Consider the following 15,871-nt stretch of genomic DNA (forward strand, 5'->3'; position numbering starts at 1 on the left):
TCGACAGGGGTCTGCGTTCGCCCCGCTCCGCGAACGCCTGAGGGCTGAATTCCAGCTGGCCCCTCTGGAGCTTTTCAGCCTGTCCGGCGTTTGAGGACGAGGCCGTCCAGGCCGAAGCGGGGGTCTGGGGGCGGTAGCCCCCAGGAACAAGGAACAAGGGACGGGAAGGGACGGAAGGGACGGAAGGGGTGGAGGGGCGAAACCTCATGGCCCAGCCGCCATCCCCACCCGGGCATCGTCGACCTGGTCAGCCCCGAGAAGCCGTAGGAGGCTGCTGCACCGAGATGCTCCCCTCCCGCTGCTGCGGAATGCCCGCCTGCTGCGGCATGACCGCCTCGATGAGCGCCGACTCGGGCAGCGCCGCTCCCGCCGGGTGCAACGCCACGCTCCGGGTCGGCGCCGGGATCCGGATCCCTTCCTCCCGGTACCGCTTGTGCAGGCGCTTGATGAACTCGTGCTTGATCCGGTACTGGTCGCTGAACTCGCCCACGCCGAGGATCACGGTGAAACTGATGCGGGAGTCACCGAAGGTGTGGAAGCGGACCGCGGGTTCGTGGTCGGGGACGGCACCGGTGATCTCCGTCATCACCTCGGCGACGATCTCGGTGGTCACGCGCTCGACATGGTCGAGGTCGCTGTCGTAGCCGACGCCCACCTGGACGAGGAGCGTCATCTGCTGCTCGGGGCGGTTGAAGTTGGTCATGTTGGTGCCCGCGAGCTGGGCGTTGGGGATGATGACCAGGTTGTTGGAGAGCTGACGGACCGTGGTGTTACGCCAGTTGATGTCGACGACGTAGCCCTCTTCGCCGCTGCTGAGGCGGATGTAGTCGCCGGGCTGGATCGTCTTCGAGGCGAGGATGTGCACGCCCGCGAAGAGGTTGGCGAGGGTGTCCTGGAGAGCCAGGGCGACGGCCAGACCGCCCACGCCCAGGGCGGTGAGCAGCGGGGCTATGGAGATGCCCAGCGTCTGGAGCATGACGAGGAAGCCCATCGCCAGCACCACGACCCGGGTGATGTTGACGAAGATGGTGGCCGACCCGGCGACGCCCGACCGGGACTGGGCCAGCGACCGGACGAGGCCGGCGATGAACCGGGCCGCGGCGATGGTCGAGACCAGGATGAGGAGCACCGTCAGAGTCCGGTTGACGGTGTGCCCGACCGACGAGGTCAGCGGAAGTACCGCCGCCGCCGACGCGATTCCCCCGGCAACGGCCGCCGCTGGTACGAGAGTTCGCAGCGCGGCGACGATGAGGTCGTCGCCGCTCCAGTTGGTGCGCAGCGCGTGCTTGCCGAGCCAGCGCAGCAGCATGCGCGACAGGAACGCCGTGATGAGGCCCGCGACCACGGCGATTCCGGCGATCATCCAGTCGTCCAGAGTGAGAGAGCGGTTCATCGGCCTGCTCCCTTGTGGCCGGAGGGAAGGCCCGTGGGCCGGATGTGATGTGTCGTCACTTGCCACCTGCTCGAATCCGGGAGTGCGCGATCATGCCCGGACTGGTGTTCGTCATCCGGGGCGAGCGCTCATCCTGCCGCATCAGCGGGTATGCCCCTCACCAGTCGTGGTGAGATCCGGCTCGCAACCCACCGGGTTCACAACTCGGTGGACGCACGGCTGTGTCCACAACTCGGGGACGGCACTGCTGTGATCGCAACTCAGGGATGGCACGGCTGTGTCCACAACTCAGGGACGGCACTGCTGTGTCCACAACTCACCGGGCCGAGCCGGCGTGTTCACGACTCGGCGGACCGCGCCGGTGCATCCACGACTCACCGGACGGAGCCCGTGCATTCACAACTCACCGGACCGCGCCGGACTCACCGAACGCGCCATGCCGCCCCGCTCCCGACGCGAAGCGCGCCGCGCCCTCCAGACCCTCGGCCAACACGCCCATGCCGCGCCGGAGTTCGACGCGCATCGCCACGGCCTCGACCAGGCCGTCCTGGTCCAGGACGGAGGCGCGGTCGACGCGCAGGCATTCCTGGGGGAAGTCGGCGATGTCGGCGGCCAGTTCCTCGGCAGCCGCGCGGGCGCGGCCGACCGGCACGAGGCGGTTGGCGAGCCCCATCTGGAAGGCCTCGGAGGCCGGCACCGGACGGCCGGTGAGGATCATGTCCATCGCGTGGCCGGCACCGATGAGCCGGGGGAGCCGTACCGTACCGCCGTCGATGAGCGGTACTCCCCAGCGGCGGCAGAAGACCCCGAAGACCGCGTCCTCCTCGGCGACCCGCAGATCGCACCAGAGCGCCAGCTCCAGGCCCCCGGCCACCGCGTGCCCCGCAACGGCCGCGATCACCGGCTTGGACAGGCGCAGCCGGGTCGGGCCCATCGGCCCGTCACCGTCCTCGGCGACCCGGTTGCCCTGCTCGCTGCCGAGGGCCTTGAGGTCGGCGCCCGCGCAGAACGTGCCGCCCTCGCCCCACAGCACCGCAACCCGCGCCGACTCGTCGGCCTCGAACTTCCGGAAGGCGTCCGCGAGTTCGGCGGCGGTCGGCCCGTCCACCGCGTTGCGTGCCTCGGGACGCGAGAGGACGACCGTGGTGACGTAACCCTGCCGTTCGGTCCGGACCGGCATCGCTGACCCCTTCCCCGGACTGCTGTCCTTCGAGGCTATCCCCGGGTTCGCGACCACGCACAAGATGCGTGAGCTCAGATCACCTTCAGACGGACCAGCGCCCCCAACGTCAGTGCCCCGGGCAGCAGCGGCACCCACACCGTGATGATCCGGTACGCCAGCACCACCGCCGTCGCCACGGCGACCGGGCCGCCCGCCGCGACCAGCGCGATGATCAGCGCGGCCTCCACCGAGCCGATCCCACCCGGTGTCGGCACCAGCGCGACCGCGACCGTCGCCGCGAGATAGGCGATCACCATGTGCGCGGGCGGCACCGGAAGCCCCAACGCCATTCCCACGGCGACCAGTCCGGCCGCCTGGAGCGTGGGGAAGGCGAGCGAACCGCCCCACAGGGCCAGCGCGCGCATCGGCCGGGTGTGCACCGAGCGCGCCTCGCCGAGCGCGGTACGCAGGAAGGTGAAGACGGCCGCACGCAGCCGCCGTACCAGCAGAAGGGCCGGCGCAGCGACGCCCAGCACCACGGCGCCGCCGAGCAGCAACGGACCGACCGCACCGTCGGGAAGGAGACCGCCGAGCCGCAGCGCGCCAGGGAAGGCGATCAGCAGGCCCGCCAGCAGGGTGAGCCGGGCTGTCGACTCGGCGAGCAGGTACAGCGCGAGCGCGGCCGACGAGCGGGCGAGCGGCACCCCGCACACCGTCATGAATCGCAGATTGACCGCGCTCGCCCCCAGCCCCGTGGGGAGGAGGTGGTTGGCGGCGCCCGCCGCGACCTGGGTGGCAAGGAGTCGGCGTACGGGCAGCCGCTCCATGACCGCGCCCTGGCGTGTGACGGCGGCCGCGACCCAGGTCGCGCAGGTCGCGGCGCCGGCGGCCACGAGCCAGGGCCACCGGGCCGTCGCCAGATGATGGAAGCCCTCGGCCAGCACGGACCAGTGCTGCGCGGCGACCACGATCACGAGGGCGAGCGGGAGCAGGCAGAGGACCGGCCGGACGGACGAGCGGAGAGCCGACCGGAAGGCGGTGCGACTGGGGAACCCCTGGGGGAGTCGTACGGCTGTCACATCAGCAGAGCCTTTCCACCGCGCACCAACGGGGGGTTGCGGGCGCGGAGACGGCGGCTGACGTGCCGGGCAAGGTGCGGGAGACGTCGGCCGACATGTCGAGGTGAGGAATGCGCAGGGCCGGACCGCGGGGCGGCCCGGAGAGCCGTCGGCCGGTGATTGACCTCAACGTCGCTTGAGGTCCTACTGTCGCTGCCATGAGCATGGAGATCACAGCCTGGACACAGTTGCAGAGTGTCATGAACGCCCGGCAGGAACGCCGCCCCTTCGCCCGCGCGACCCTGCGCCGTATCGCCGTCTTCGCCCGTCCGCACCGCCGCCGCATAGGCCAGTTCGTGGTGCTCAGCGTGCTGACCGCGCTGCTCGCCGTCGCGACGCCGGTGCTCGCCGGGCGCGTCGTGGACGTGATCGTGTCCGACGGCGACGAGGGCACCGTCGTGCGCCTTGCCGCGCTCATCGCCCTCATCGCGTTCGCCGAGGCGGCGCTCGGACTCCTCGGCCGCTGGCTCTCGTCGACGCTCGGCGAGGGTCTGATCCTCGATCTGCGGACGGCTGTGTTCGATCATGTGCAGCGCATGCCGGTCGCGTTCTTCACACGTACACGTACGGGCGCGCTCGTCAGTCGTCTCAACAACGACGTCATCGGCGCCCAACGCGCCTTCAGCAACACCCTCTCCGGAGTCGTCAGCAATGTCGTGACGCTGCTGCTCACCCTCGCCGTGATGCTGACCCTGTCCTGGCAGATCACGCTGCTCGCGCTCGCGTTGCTGCCCGTGTTCGTGGTGCCGGCGCGGCGGATGGGCGCCCGGATGGCCGGACTGGCGCGCGAGGCCGCGGACCTCAACGCCTCGATGGGCACCCGGATGACCGAGCGTTTCTCCGCGCCGGGCGCCACGCTCATCAAGCTCTTCGGGCGGCCCGAGGACGAGTCCACCGAGTTCGCGGAGCGCGCCCGGCGGGTCCGGGACATCGGTGTGCGGACGGCGATGGCGCAGTCGGCGTTCATCACGGCGCTGACCCTCGTGTCCGCCCTCGCCCTCGCGCTCGTCTACGGCCTCGGCGGCTGGTACGCGCTGCGCGGCAGCCTGGAACCGGGCGCCGTCGTCTCCCTGGCGCTGCTGCTGACCCGCCTCTACGCGCCGCTCACCTCGCTCGCCGGTGCGCGCGTCGAGGTCATGAGCGCCCTGGTGAGCTTCGAGCGGGTCTTCGAGGTGCTCGACCTCAAGCCGCTCATCGAGGAGAAGCCGGACGCGCGGAAGGTACCGGAGGGGCCCGCGGCCGTGGAGTTCGACGGCGTCCGCTTCGCCTACCCGTCCGCCGACAAGGTCTCCCTCGCCTCCCTTGAGGAGGTCGCGTCCCTGGACACCCGCGGCGGCGCCGAAGTCCTGCACGGCGTCTCCTTCCGCGCCGAACCAGGCCAGACCGTCGCGCTCGTCGGCTCCTCCGGCGCCGGGAAGTCGACCATCGCGCAGCTGCTGCCGCGGCTGTACGACACCGACGAGGGCGTGATCCGCATCGGCGGCGTCGACGTACGCGACCTGAGCGCGGAGTCGATGCGGGAGACCCTCGGCATGGTCACGCAGGACGGCCACCTGTTCCACGACTCGGTGCGGGCGAACCTGCTGCTGGCCCGCCCGGCCGCGGCCGAGGACGAGCTGTGGGACGTCCTGCGCCGCGCCCGCCTCGAAGATCTCGTACGTTCACTGCCCGACGGCCTCGACACCGTGGTCGGCGAACGCGGCTACCGGCTCTCCGGCGGCGAACGCCAGCGCATGACCATCGCCCGCCTGCTCCTGGCCCGCCAGCGCGTCGTCATCCTCGACGAGGCCACCGCCCACCTCGACAACACCTCGGAGGCGGCCGTCCAGGAGGCACTGGCAGAAGCCCTGGAGGGACGGACCGCCGTGGTGATCGCCCACCGGCTGTCCACCGTGCGGGCCGCCGACCTGATCCTCGTCGTCGAGGCCGGGCGGATCGTGGAGCGCGGCACACACGGCGAACTGCTCGCGGTGGACGGGCGGTACGCGGAGCTGTACCGGACACAGTTCAAGAAATCGGGCACGGCCGGCGAGGGCACGGCCGGCGAGGGCACGGCCGGCGAGGGCACGGCCGGCGAGGGCACGGCCGGCGAGGGCACGGCCGGCGAGGGCACGGCCGGCGAGGGCGTGACGGAGATCGCTGTCACGGAGGACGCCTTGGCATAGCACCGGTGGGGCGCCCGCCGTACCCTGGCGGGCGTCGGCGCGTACCCCTCACCGGGACGCGACCCTCCCTACCCCCAGGAGCAGTGGCTCATGCTGCGCACCATGTTCAAGTCCAAGATCCACCGCGCCACCGTCACCCAGGCCGACCTGCACTACGTCGGGTCCGTCACCATCGACGCCGAGCTGCTGGACGCGGCCGATCTACTGCCCGGCGAGCTCGTCCACATCGTCGACATCACCAACGGCGCCCGCCTGGAGACGTACGTCATCGAGGGCGAACGCGGTTCGGGAGTCATCGGCATCAACGGGGCGGCGGCGCATCTCGTGCACCCCGGTGATCTGGTGATCATCATCAGTTACGCTCAGATCTCCGACGCCGAGGCACGGGTACTGCGGCCGCGGGTGGTGCACGTGGACCGCGACAACCGGATCGTGGCCCTGGGCGCCGACCCGTCCGAGCCGGTACCGGACTCGGACCAGGAGCGCAGCCCGCAGGCCGTGCCGGCCTGACGTCGGCGGCGGAACGTGACCTCAGCAGAGGAAGACGAGGAGTGGTGCCCATGAGCGACATCGAGATCCGCGACGACCGGGCGGCAGGCCGCCTGGAGGCTTTCGCCGGGGACGAAGTCGTCGGTCGTATCGAGTACTTCGTCCTGGAAGCCCCCGCTCGCGCACTCGTCCCGGTGCACACCATCGTGGAACCCGAGCACGAGGGCAAGGGCATCGCCGGCTCCCTGGCCCGCGAGCTGTACGCCATCGCCGCGCGGGAGGGCATCACGGTCGCGCCGCTCTGCCCGTACGTCGTGAAGTGGGCGGCACGCCATCCGGAGGAGGCTCCGGTGGCCGACCCGGAGCTGCATTCGGCCGCGCTGGACTGGCTCAAGGCGCACCCGGGACGTTTCTGATGCCTCCGCGGTCGTCGGCGGCCGCCAGGCCCGGTCCGCTCGCCCTGCTGCACACCTCGCCCGCGCACATCCCCGTCTTCGACGCGCTGCGCGACGAGGACCATCAGGGGCTGGAACTGCGGCATCTGGTGGCCGAGGAACTGCTGGCCAGGGCCCGCAGGGAAGGGCCCGAGGCGGTGGCCGACGAGGTGCGGGCGGTGCTCGACCGCGCCGTCGCACAGGGCGCGGCGGCCGTGCTCTGCACCTGCTCGACCATCGGCGCCGTCGTCGAGCGCGCGGGCGCCGAGGTGCCCGTACTGCGCGCGGACCGTCCGATGGCCGCCGCGGCGGTGGCCGCAGGACCGCGTGTCGTCGTCCTCGCCTCGCTGGAGAGCACCCTGACGCCGACGGTCGCCCTCGTCGAGGAGGAGGCCCGCGCCGCCGGACGCCCCCTCGACATCCGTACCGTCCTCGTCGAGGGGGCGTGGACGCTCTTCGAGGCGGGTGACCTCGACGGCTGTGCCCGCACGGTGGCGACGGCCGCCGACGCGGTCACCGACGCCGACGCGATCGTCCTCGCCCAGGGATCCATGGCCGCGGCCCAGCGGCTGACCACGACCACGATCCCGGTCCTGTCGAGCCCCCGCCCGGGTCTCGCCGCGGGGGCGGAGGCCGCACGCGGGAGCTGAATGCGCAGTGCTGCCTGGCCCACCTGGTCGCCATCCCCTGCGCGAGGGGGTGAGTGGGTGCGCGGGAGCCGGGTACGCGTGGGAAAAGTCCAGGGCCGACGTACCGACTGGCTGGAGGACAACATGACCCACCCGTATCCCGACCCTGTGAAGCCGGACCCCACCCCGGGCCCCGACCGCCCGCAGCCCTTCCCGGACCCGATCCCGAAGCCGGGCCCCCGCCCGTCACCGGCACCGGAGCCCCTCCCGTCGCCGTCGCCGATCCCGCAGCCGCCGGGACCCGACCCGACACCGGAACCCCTGCCGGGACCGGCCTCTCAGGACTAGGTCCCGTCGTCGCGAGGCAGACGGGAATGTGACGACAGGGCCCAGGACCACAGACCGGCGGCCCGGGCTGTGACTACAGACCGGTGGCCCGGTGCGGAACCTCCGCACCGGGCCACCGGTCTTTCGTCCCGGACCTTGCTCAGCCGGCCACCTCGGACCGGTCCCCGCCCCACAGCGTGTGGAACGAGCCCTCGCGGTCCGTGCGCCGGTAGGTGTGCGCACCGAAGAAGTCCCGCTGCCCCTGGGTGAGGGCGGCGGGCAGGCGCTCGGCGCGCAGGGCGTCGTAGTAGGCGAGAGCCGCGCCGAAACCGGGCGTGGGGACGCCCTGGCGGGTCGCGGCGACCAGCACCTCGCGCCAGTCGTCCTGCGCGGCGGCGATCTCCTGCGCGAAGGTCTCGTCGGACAGCAGGCTCGGCAGGTCGGGGCGGGTGCCGTAGGCGGCCCGGATACGGTCCAGGAAGGCCGCGCGGATGATGCAGCCGCCGCGCCAGATCGCGGAGACCGCGCCGAGGTCGATGTTCCAGTCGTACTCGTCGCTGCCCGCGGCGATCTCGTGGAAGCCCTGCGTGTACGACACGATCTTCGACGCGTACAGCGCCTGCTCCACCCGGTCGGCGAAGGCCGCGGCCTCCGCCTCGCCGAGCGCCGTCGCCGTGGGCCCGGCGAGACCCCGCGAGGCCTCGCGCAGCGCCGCGTGGCCCGAGATCGAGCGGGCGAAGACGGCCTCCGCGATGCCGGACACCGGAACGCCCAGGTCCAGCGCGATCTGCACGGTCCAGCGGCCCGTGCCCTTCTGCTCCGCCTGGTCCACCACCACGTCGACGAACGGCTTCCCCGTCGCCGCGTCCACGTGCGACAGGACCTCGGCGGTGATCTCGATCAGGTAGGAGTCGAGCCGGCCCGTGTTCCAGGTGCGGAAGATGTCCGCGATCTGCGCGGGGGAGTAACCGGCCACATCACGCAGCAGCTGGTACGCCTCGCCGATCAGCTGCATGTCCGCGTACTCGATGCCGTTGTGCACCATCTTCACGAAGTGCCCGGCGCCGTCCGGACCCACGTGCGTCACACAGGGCGCCCCGTCCTCGGCCTTCGCGGAGATCTTCTCCAGCATCGGACCGAGGGAGTCGTACGACTCGACAGGACCGCCCGGCATGATGCTCGGCCCGTTCAGCGCGCCCTCCTCGCCGCCCGAGACACCCATGCCGACGAAGTGGATGCCCTGCTCGCGCAGGTCGTGCTCCCGGCGCCGGGTGTCCGCGAAGTGGGCGTTGCCGCCGTCGATGATCATGTCGCCGGGCTCCAGGAGCGGGGCGAACTCCTGGATCACCGCGTCGGTCGGCTCGCCCGCCTTCACCATGATCACCAGGCGGCGCGGACGCTCCAGCGCCTCCACGAACTCCTTCGCGGTCTCGGCCGCCACGAACTCGCCCTCGTGGCCGAACTCCTCCACCAGCGCGTTCGTCTTTGCCACGGTGCGGTTGTGCAACGCGACGGTATAGCCGTTGCGCGCGAAGTTGCGGGCGAGATTGCGCCCCATGACCGCGAGACCCGTGACGCCGATCTGGGCTGAAGTGCTCATACGGTTGGCTCCCATAGCTGCTGTATTCGGTAATGCCGTGCTGCCCGCCAGTATCGCGCCGCCATGGCTGTGTCACGCCGTCCCGCCCGATCGGCGAGACAGCGGTGACCGAACCGGCGCGACCGTAGTGCGCCGGTTGGCCGTCAGCGCACCCTGACTTGGCAGTGTTCTGTACGCGGCGAAGGGCCCACTCGCCTCAGTGGTCGGCGCAACCAGAGTGGATTCCTGGTCACTTGAGGCCACGGGACGGCTGATTGCCCTCTTGTCATGGCCTGTTCGCAGCGCATACTTTTGCCGCTCCTGAGCATGTCGAGGGGGGCTCCTTCATGGCCATACGCGGCCGGCACCGCCGGTATCAGCCGAACAGGATCAACCGCGCCTCCCTCACCGTCACGGCAGGCGGCGCGGGTATCGCGCTCCCGCTCGTCGGAACCAGTGTCGCCCACGCGGCCGACGTGAGCACCTGGAACAAGGTCGCGGCCTGCGAGTCCAGCGGCAACTGGAGCATCAACACCGGCAATGGCTACTACGGCGGGCTGCAGTTCAGCCAGTCCACCTGGGAGTCGTACGGCGGCAGCGTCTACGCGCAGCGTGCGGATCAGGCCACCAAGGACCAGCAGATAGCCATCGCGGAGAAGGTGCTCAAGGGCCAGGGGCCCGGCGCCTGGCCGGTGTGCTCCGTCCGCGCCGGTCTCACCAGGGGCGGCGACACCCCCGACATCAGCCCTTCCCCGGCAAGCTCCCAGAGCACGAAGAGTGCCCAGGGCGCCAAGCTCTCCGTGCAGGACGTGAAGCCGCAGACCACGCCCCAGTCGCGGGCGGGCACCGCCGAGATGTACACCGTCGTCCACGGCGACACACTCTCCGGCATCGCCGACTCCCGGGACGTCAAGGGCGGCTGGCAGCAGCTCTACACCGCGAACCGCACGGCCGTGGGTTCCGACCCCGATCTGATCCTCCCCGGGCAGCGGCTCAGCCTGCGCGACACGGGCACCGAGGGCGCCTCCGCCTCGACGGCCACCACGCCCAAGAAACCCGCGACGAAGCCGAAGTCCACGGCGACACCGAAGCCGTCGGCGACACCGAAGCCCTCCACGGACAAGGCGTCCTCCGAAAAGACCGCCACCAAGACAGCCACCCTCGTCGCCCCCGTGAACGCCGCCACCGGCACGCCCTACCACGCCACCGGATCCTCCTGGTCGAAGGGCTACCACACGGGCGTCGACTTCCCCGTGCCCACCGGCACCTCCGTGAAGGCGGTCGCGGCCGGCAGCGTCGTCAGCGCCGGCTGGGGAGGCTCCTTCGGCTACCAGGTGGTCGTCCGGCACGCCGACGGCCGCTACACGCAGTACGCCCACCTGTCCGCGATCTCCGTGAAGACCGGCCAGAGCGTGGCGGGCGGCCAGCGCATCGGGCGGTCCGGGTCCACCGGCAACAGCACGGGCCCGCATCTGCACTTCGAGGTGCGGACGGGGCCCGGCTTCGGTACGGACGTCGACCCGGTCGCCTACTTGAGGGCCGGCGGAGTCAGGATCTGACTCGGGTGCGGCGGTGGTTGACGAACGGCAGGGGTACGTAGGGCGCGCCGTACAGGGCGGAGTAGTACGGCAGTTCGTCCGACGGCTCCGTGTCCTCCGGCGTGCTCTCCCGGGCCGGCAGCGGACCCCGCACGAGAACGTCCTCGCGGGCCGCGCCGACCGGACCGGCGGGCTGGTCGGGAAGCGCCGCGAGCAGCCCCTCGACCGCCGACTCGAGCGTCGCCCCGGCATTCGCCCCGGCCTTCGGCTCGCTGGTGGTTTTGGCAGTCGTCAGTGCGGCGGCTGGAACCGGGATCGACCCAATCGGTACAGCAGCCGAGCTGTCCTCGAGCTCGGCTGATACCGGCGCGCGCCGTGTACCGCCGATCCGCTCCGTCGTGAGCAGGATCAGGCCACCCGCCGCGACGACCCCGCAGCCCAGCGCGAGGACGGTGCCCGTCGTGCCGTAGCGGAAGGTTTCGCCGAACATCGTGATGCCGACGGCTGCCGCCATGACGGGGTTCACGACCGTCAGCGTGGCGAGCGGCGCCGCGAGACCGGCGCCCTTGTACGAGGCCTGCGACAGCAGCATTCCGGCCGTCGCGAAGACACCGATCACGGCGAGGCTGGGGAGGTCGGCCAGTGAGACCTGGTTCGTCCAGTCCACCGCCACCGTCTTGGTGAACACCGAGGACATACCGAAGGCGATGCCCGCCGCGACCGCGAGCAGCACACTGCGCACGGCCGGATGCCGGTGTGCGGCGCGTCCCGCCACCATCAGCGCCACCACCGCGCCGCCGGTCACCACGGCCAGCACGATGCGCTGGGTGCTGCCCAGGGAGTGTGAATCCGAGGAGCCGACCAGTGACAGCAGGCCCGCGAGACCCACCGTGGCCATGATCGCGCCGCGCCAGGCGGTCGCCCCGGCCTTGCGGCCGACGAACAGGGCCGCCATGGGAAGGGCGAACACGATGGTCAGGGCGCCCAGCGGCTGTACGAGGCTCAGCGGGCCGTAGGCGAGGGCCACCACGTGCAGCAGCCCGCCGAGGCCGTTCAGCGCCACCGCCGCCCACCAGATCGGCCTGCGCAGCGGCGCGTACGTCTGCTCGGGGGAGGTCACCGCGACCTGCTCCTGCACGATCGCTCCGCCGGCATACGCGACGGCGGAGACGAACGAGAGCAACACGGACAAAGCGAGGGCGCTCATGAGTCCCTCCTCTGCGTACGGCGGGGGCGCTGTGCCCGGCGCCACGAACGGTCGGCTTCCATGGTGACTACGATGCCTCGCGAAACTGTTCGCGTCGTCGTACCTGAGCAGTCATTGGGTCCTACTGCCGATGGAGTACGAATCGCCCCGTGTCATACCCAAGGTGGGCGACAGGGGAGGCGAGCCCGCTGGTGAAACCCCCTAGGGGGCTTGGTACTACTGCTCTTCGTGGACCTCGACCCCCAACTCGCGGCGCTCGGCCCGCTCGGCGGCTTCTTCGTACTACGCACCGGCGTACCACCGCGGGGCCCGCTGCCCACGCTCGCGCAGGCGTACGCGGCACCCCGACTCGGCACCCACAGAGATGTTTACGAGGATCCGGTAACTTTCCGGATTCTTAAGGTCGCGGAGAGTATCCAGGCGCCCGAGTCGCGGGTCGCCGCTTCCGTGGCGCACCAGGCCCTCGCCGCCCGCCTGTGGTCCGTCGCGCTGGGCACCGCCGCGCTGTACGGACACCTGCCCGATCTCGATCCCCGTCTGCTGCACTGGGATCCGGACGGCAGCGCTCCGGACGACCTGTGGCTGTCCGCGGTGCGCCCCCTGCCCGCGACGGCGATCGGTGAGGTCGTACGAGAAGGTCACCTCGTCCCGCTGGCGGCGGCCCTGCGCTCCCGCTGCCGTATCTCCGCAGGCCTGTTGTGGGGCAACGCGGGATCGGCCCTGGCCGGCGCCGTGCGCCAGCTCGACCGTTGGGCACACGCCAACGGCCGTGCGGAGGTGGGTGAACGGGCCCGTGTCCTTGCCGCCGAACTCTTCGCCCACTCCGACCTCTCCGGCACTCTTGATCCCAGCACGCTCCGCCGTCGCAGCTGCTGCCTCTACTACCGCGTCCCGGGAGGGGGACTCTGCGGAGACTGCTGCTTCACCCGACCGCCAAAGCATTGACGGCGGTCGTGTTCATGAAACCCCCGAGCGGGAAAGCCTCGTGGGGGAAGCCGAGCTCTTCCCCAACCGCCCCAGGTGAGTGACCATGAGGGCACCAGTCGCTATGACGGGGGTTCCGTGTGCGAGTCGGACTGCTGACCAGGGAGTACCCGCCGGACGTGTACGGCGGTGCGGGCGTCCATGTCGAGTTCCTCGCCCGGGAGCTGCGCGCCCTCACCGAGCTGGACGTGCACTGCTGGGGCGAGGGCGTCGCGAACGGAGTCGTACGCCATCGTCCCTGGCCCGCGCTGGACGGTGCCAACGACGCCCTGCGCACCTTCTCCGTGGACCTCTCCATCGCGGCAGCCCTCGAAGGCCGCGAACTCGTCCACTCGCACACCTGGTACGCCAACCTCGCGGGCCACTTCGCCAAGCTCCTGTACGGCATACCGCACGTCATGACCGCCCACTCACTGGAGCCCCTGCGCCCCTGGAAGGCCGAGCAGCTCGGCGGCGGGTACGCCCTCTCCAGCTGGGCCGAGCGCACCGCCATCGAGGCGGCGGACGCCGTTGTCGCCGTCTCCGGCGCGATGCGCGAGGACATCCTCAGCTGCTATCCCGCCCTGGACCCGGCCAAGGTGCACGTCGTGCACAACGGCATCGACACCTCCCTCTACCAGGCGGACCACGGCACGGACGTCCTCGACCGCATCGGCATCGACACCGGCCGCCCGTACATCCTCTTCGTCGGCCGCATCACCCGCCAGAAGGGCGTGCCCCACCTCCTGCGCGCGGTCCGGGACATCGACCCGGCCGTGCAGGTGGTGCTGTGCGCGGGCGCCCCCGACACCCCGGAGATCGACCGCGAGTTCCGCGACCTCTTCCAGGAGCTGAGCCGCGTACGCGAAGGAGTGCACTGGATCCCGCAGATGCTGCCGCGCCCGGACGTGATCCAACTCCTCACCCACGCCGCCGTCTTCGCCTGCCCCTCGGTGTACGAGCCGCTCGGCATCGTCAACCTGGAGGCGATGGCCTGCGGAACGGCCGTGGTGGCGTCCCGGGTCGGCGGGATTCCCGAGGTGGTCGAGGACGGCGTGACCGGCGTCCTGGTGCAGGTCGAGGGGGACTTCGAGGCCAATCTGGCACTCGCTCTCGACTCGGTGCTCGCGGACCCCGAGGCCGCCCGGCGGATGGGCGAGGCCGGACGGGAGCGCGCGGCGGGGGAGTTCGGCTGGGACGCGGTCGCCAGGCGCACCGTCCAGTTGTACGAAGAAGTCCTCAAAGCGGGGTAACCATCGGACAGGCGCAGTTCGGCAACAGGGGCCAGGCTCCGCGAGGAGAGTGTGGCCCGACCGTGTTCAGAGGGGCGGCGGCATGCGGCGCGGTGGACCTTCGGTGCTGGGAATCGTACTTGCGGGTGGAGAGGGCAAACGGCTCATGCCCCTCACCGCGGACCGCGCGAAACCCGCGGTCACCTTCGGCGGCACGTACCGCCTCGTGGACTTCGTCCTGTCCAACCTCGTCAACGCCGACGTCCTGCGCATCTGCGTCCTGACGCAGTACAAGTCGCACTCGCTGGACCGCCATGTGACCACCACCTGGCGGATGTCGAGCCTGCTCGGCAACTACGTCACCCCCGTCCCCGCCCAGCAGCGGCTCGGCCCGCGCTGGTACCTGGGCAGCGCGGACGCGATCCTCCAGTCCCTCAACCTGGTGCACGACGAACGGCCCGACTACATAGCGGTGTTCGGCGCCGACCACGTCTACCGGATGGACCCGCGGCAGATGCTCGCCCAGCACATCGAGGGCGGCGCGGGCGTGACCGTGGCGGGTATCCGGGTGCCGCGCGCCGAGTCCTCGTCGTTCGGGGTCATCAGCCCCGGCTCGGACGGTCAGACCGTGCAGGGCTTCCTGGAGAAGCCCGCCGACCCGACCGGCCTGCCCGACGACCCCGAGCGCGTCTTCGCCTCGATGGGCAACTACATCTTCACCACCAAGGCCCTGATCGAGGCGCTCCAGCGGGACGCCGAGGACGAGCACTCCGTGCACGACATGGGCGGTTCGATCCTGCCCATGCTCACCGACCGGGGCGAGGCACAGCTGTACGACTTCAGCGACAACCACGTACCCGGCGAGACCACCCGGGACCAGGGCTACTGGCGCGACGTCGGAACCCTCGACGCGTACTTCGACGCCCACATGGACCTGATCGCCGAACGCCCCGCCTTCAACCTCTTCAACCGCAGCTGGCCCGTCTACACCCACTCCGGGCAGTTGTCGCCGGCGAGATTCAACGCCGGGGGCATCGCCAGCGAGTCGATCATCAGCGCGGGCTGCCTGATCCGCGGGCAGGTCACGAGGTCCGTGCTCTCGCCGGGCGTGGTCGTCGACCCGGGAGCCGTCGTGCAGGGCTCGGTCCTGCACGACAACGTCCACATAGGGCGGGGTGCCGTCGTGCGTGGCGCGGTCCTCGACAAGAACGTCGAGGTGCCGCCGGGGGCGACGATCGGCGTCAACCCTGAGCGGGACTCCGCGCTTTACACGGTTTCCAAGGGCGGAGTGATCGCGCTGGGCAAGGGCCAGCACGTCTCGTAACCGCGCGACAACGGCCCTGGTGGGCGGAGTGCCCGCCAGGGCCGCTTGGATCTCGGACGTCGAGGGCGAGCCCAACGGGCTCCTGAACCTATGACCGCAAGATCCTGAAGCCGGACGTGGGGCGGGTGAGGGCCGTGCGCGAGGCGCTGATCCGTGACGCGTCCCGGGCGGGCACCACGGGCTGCGGGACCGTTTGGCCGACATCACAGGAGTCCCGCCCCTCCCCGCGGGGTCGGACCGGTGGCTGGACTTAATCTGCTGTTAACTGAGCGTAGCTTGATCGTACTTGACCGTAATCGCCTGTCCGGGTT

13 protein-coding genes and 1 pseudogene are annotated in these 15,871 nt (G+C 70.9%); 9 read left to right on the forward strand and 5 right to left on the reverse strand.

Annotated features, from left to right (window positions below):
* Positions 1 to 247: 247 nt before the first annotated feature.
* From ACIPC1_RS09810 to ACIPC1_RS09820, 3 genes are all read right to left on the reverse strand, one after another.
* Positions 248 to 1,393, reverse strand: coding sequence for a mechanosensitive ion channel family protein (locus tag ACIPC1_RS09810; protein ID WP_402515064.1), 1,146 nt, complete (start codon positions 1,391 to 1,393; stop codon positions 248 to 250).
* A 403-nt stretch (positions 1,394 to 1,796) separates the two neighbouring features.
* On the reverse strand, positions 1,797 to 2,573 hold the full coding sequence (locus ACIPC1_RS09815; protein ID WP_402515066.1) for a crotonase/enoyl-CoA hydratase family protein: 777 nt from the start codon (positions 2,571 to 2,573) through the stop codon (positions 1,797 to 1,799).
* 74 nt (positions 2,574 to 2,647) lie between these two features.
* Complete coding sequence (locus ACIPC1_RS09820) at positions 2,648 to 3,634, reverse strand: YbhN family protein (RefSeq protein WP_402515067.1); 987 nt, start codon at positions 3,632 to 3,634, stop codon at positions 2,648 to 2,650.
* 203 nt (positions 3,635 to 3,837) lie between these two features.
* On the opposite strand from ACIPC1_RS09820, the gene ACIPC1_RS09825 reads away from it, so the two are divergent.
* The 4 genes from ACIPC1_RS09825 (at position 3,838) to ACIPC1_RS09840 (ending at position 7,411) form a co-directional block, all read left to right on the forward strand.
* The gene (locus ACIPC1_RS09825; protein WP_402516263.1) at positions 3,838 to 5,838 is read left to right on the forward strand and encodes an ABC transporter transmembrane domain-containing protein; all 2,001 of its coding nucleotides are present in this window, start codon (positions 3,838 to 3,840) and stop codon (positions 5,836 to 5,838) included.
* A 90-nt stretch (positions 5,839 to 5,928) separates the two neighbouring features.
* Complete coding sequence (panD, locus tag ACIPC1_RS09830; RefSeq protein ID WP_402515070.1) at positions 5,929 to 6,348, forward strand: aspartate 1-decarboxylase; 420 nt, start codon at positions 5,929 to 5,931, stop codon at positions 6,346 to 6,348.
* Positions 6,349 to 6,398: 50 nt separating this feature from the next.
* Positions 6,399 to 6,743: a GNAT family N-acetyltransferase gene (locus ACIPC1_RS09835; protein WP_402515071.1), complete on the forward strand. Its 345-nt coding sequence runs from the start codon at positions 6,399 to 6,401 to the stop codon at positions 6,741 to 6,743.
* Positions 6,743 to 7,411 carry an arylsulfatase gene (locus tag ACIPC1_RS09840; protein ID WP_402515073.1) on the forward strand — a complete coding sequence of 223 codons (669 nt, stop codon included), beginning with the start codon at positions 6,743 to 6,745 and terminating at the stop codon, positions 7,409 to 7,411. Before ACIPC1_RS09835 ends, ACIPC1_RS09840 begins: the two co-directional genes overlap by 1 nt.
* Positions 7,412 to 7,877: 466 nt before the next feature.
* On the opposite strand, the gene gndA is transcribed toward ACIPC1_RS09840, so the two are convergent.
* Positions 7,878 to 9,317 carry an NADP-dependent phosphogluconate dehydrogenase gene (gndA, locus tag ACIPC1_RS09845; RefSeq protein ID WP_402515075.1) on the reverse strand — a complete coding sequence of 480 codons (1,440 nt, stop codon included), beginning with the start codon at positions 9,315 to 9,317 and terminating at the stop codon, positions 7,878 to 7,880.
* Between the two features lie 326 nt (positions 9,318 to 9,643).
* Between gndA and ACIPC1_RS09850 the strand changes: the two genes are divergently transcribed.
* Positions 9,644 to 10,855 carry a transglycosylase family protein gene (locus tag ACIPC1_RS09850; RefSeq protein WP_402515077.1) on the forward strand — a complete coding sequence of 404 codons (1,212 nt, stop codon included), beginning with the start codon at positions 9,644 to 9,646 and terminating at the stop codon, positions 10,853 to 10,855.
* Here ACIPC1_RS09850 and ACIPC1_RS09855 read toward each other — a convergent pair.
* Positions 10,845 to 12,041 (reverse strand): DMT family transporter, encoded by a 1,197-nt coding sequence (locus tag ACIPC1_RS09855; protein ID WP_402515080.1) that lies wholly within the window; start codon positions 12,039 to 12,041, stop codon positions 10,845 to 10,847. The two genes, ACIPC1_RS09850 and ACIPC1_RS09855, sit on opposite strands and share 11 nt — an antisense overlap.
* Positions 12,042 to 12,251: 210 nt before the next feature.
* Here ACIPC1_RS09855 and ACIPC1_RS09860 point away from each other — a divergent pair, with 210 nt between their 5' ends.
* The 4 genes and pseudogenes from ACIPC1_RS09860 to ACIPC1_RS09875 form a co-directional block, all read left to right on the forward strand.
* Positions 12,252 to 12,986 carry a (2Fe-2S)-binding protein gene (locus ACIPC1_RS09860; protein WP_402515082.1) on the forward strand — a complete coding sequence of 245 codons (735 nt, stop codon included), beginning with the start codon at positions 12,252 to 12,254 and terminating at the stop codon, positions 12,984 to 12,986.
* Positions 12,987 to 13,105: 119 nt separating this feature from the next.
* Positions 13,106 to 14,257 carry a glycogen synthase gene (gene glgA / locus ACIPC1_RS09865; RefSeq protein WP_402515084.1) on the forward strand — a complete coding sequence of 384 codons (1,152 nt, stop codon included), beginning with the start codon at positions 13,106 to 13,108 and terminating at the stop codon, positions 14,255 to 14,257.
* A gap of 82 nt (positions 14,258 to 14,339) precedes the next feature.
* The gene (gene glgC, locus ACIPC1_RS09870) at positions 14,340 to 15,560 is read left to right on the forward strand and encodes a glucose-1-phosphate adenylyltransferase (protein ID WP_402515085.1); all 1,221 of its coding nucleotides are present in this window, start codon (positions 14,340 to 14,342) and stop codon (positions 15,558 to 15,560) included.
* A 49-nt stretch (positions 15,561 to 15,609) separates the two neighbouring features.
* Positions 15,610 to 15,814, forward strand: a pseudogene (locus tag ACIPC1_RS09875) (hypothetical protein); the annotation flags it as partial.
* Between the last annotated feature and the right edge of the window lie 57 nt (positions 15,815 to 15,871).

Origin of the sequence: Streptomyces sp. NPDC087263, assembly GCF_044744645.1 — a bacterium.
GTDB lineage: Bacteria > Actinomycetota > Actinomycetes > Streptomycetales > Streptomycetaceae > Streptomyces.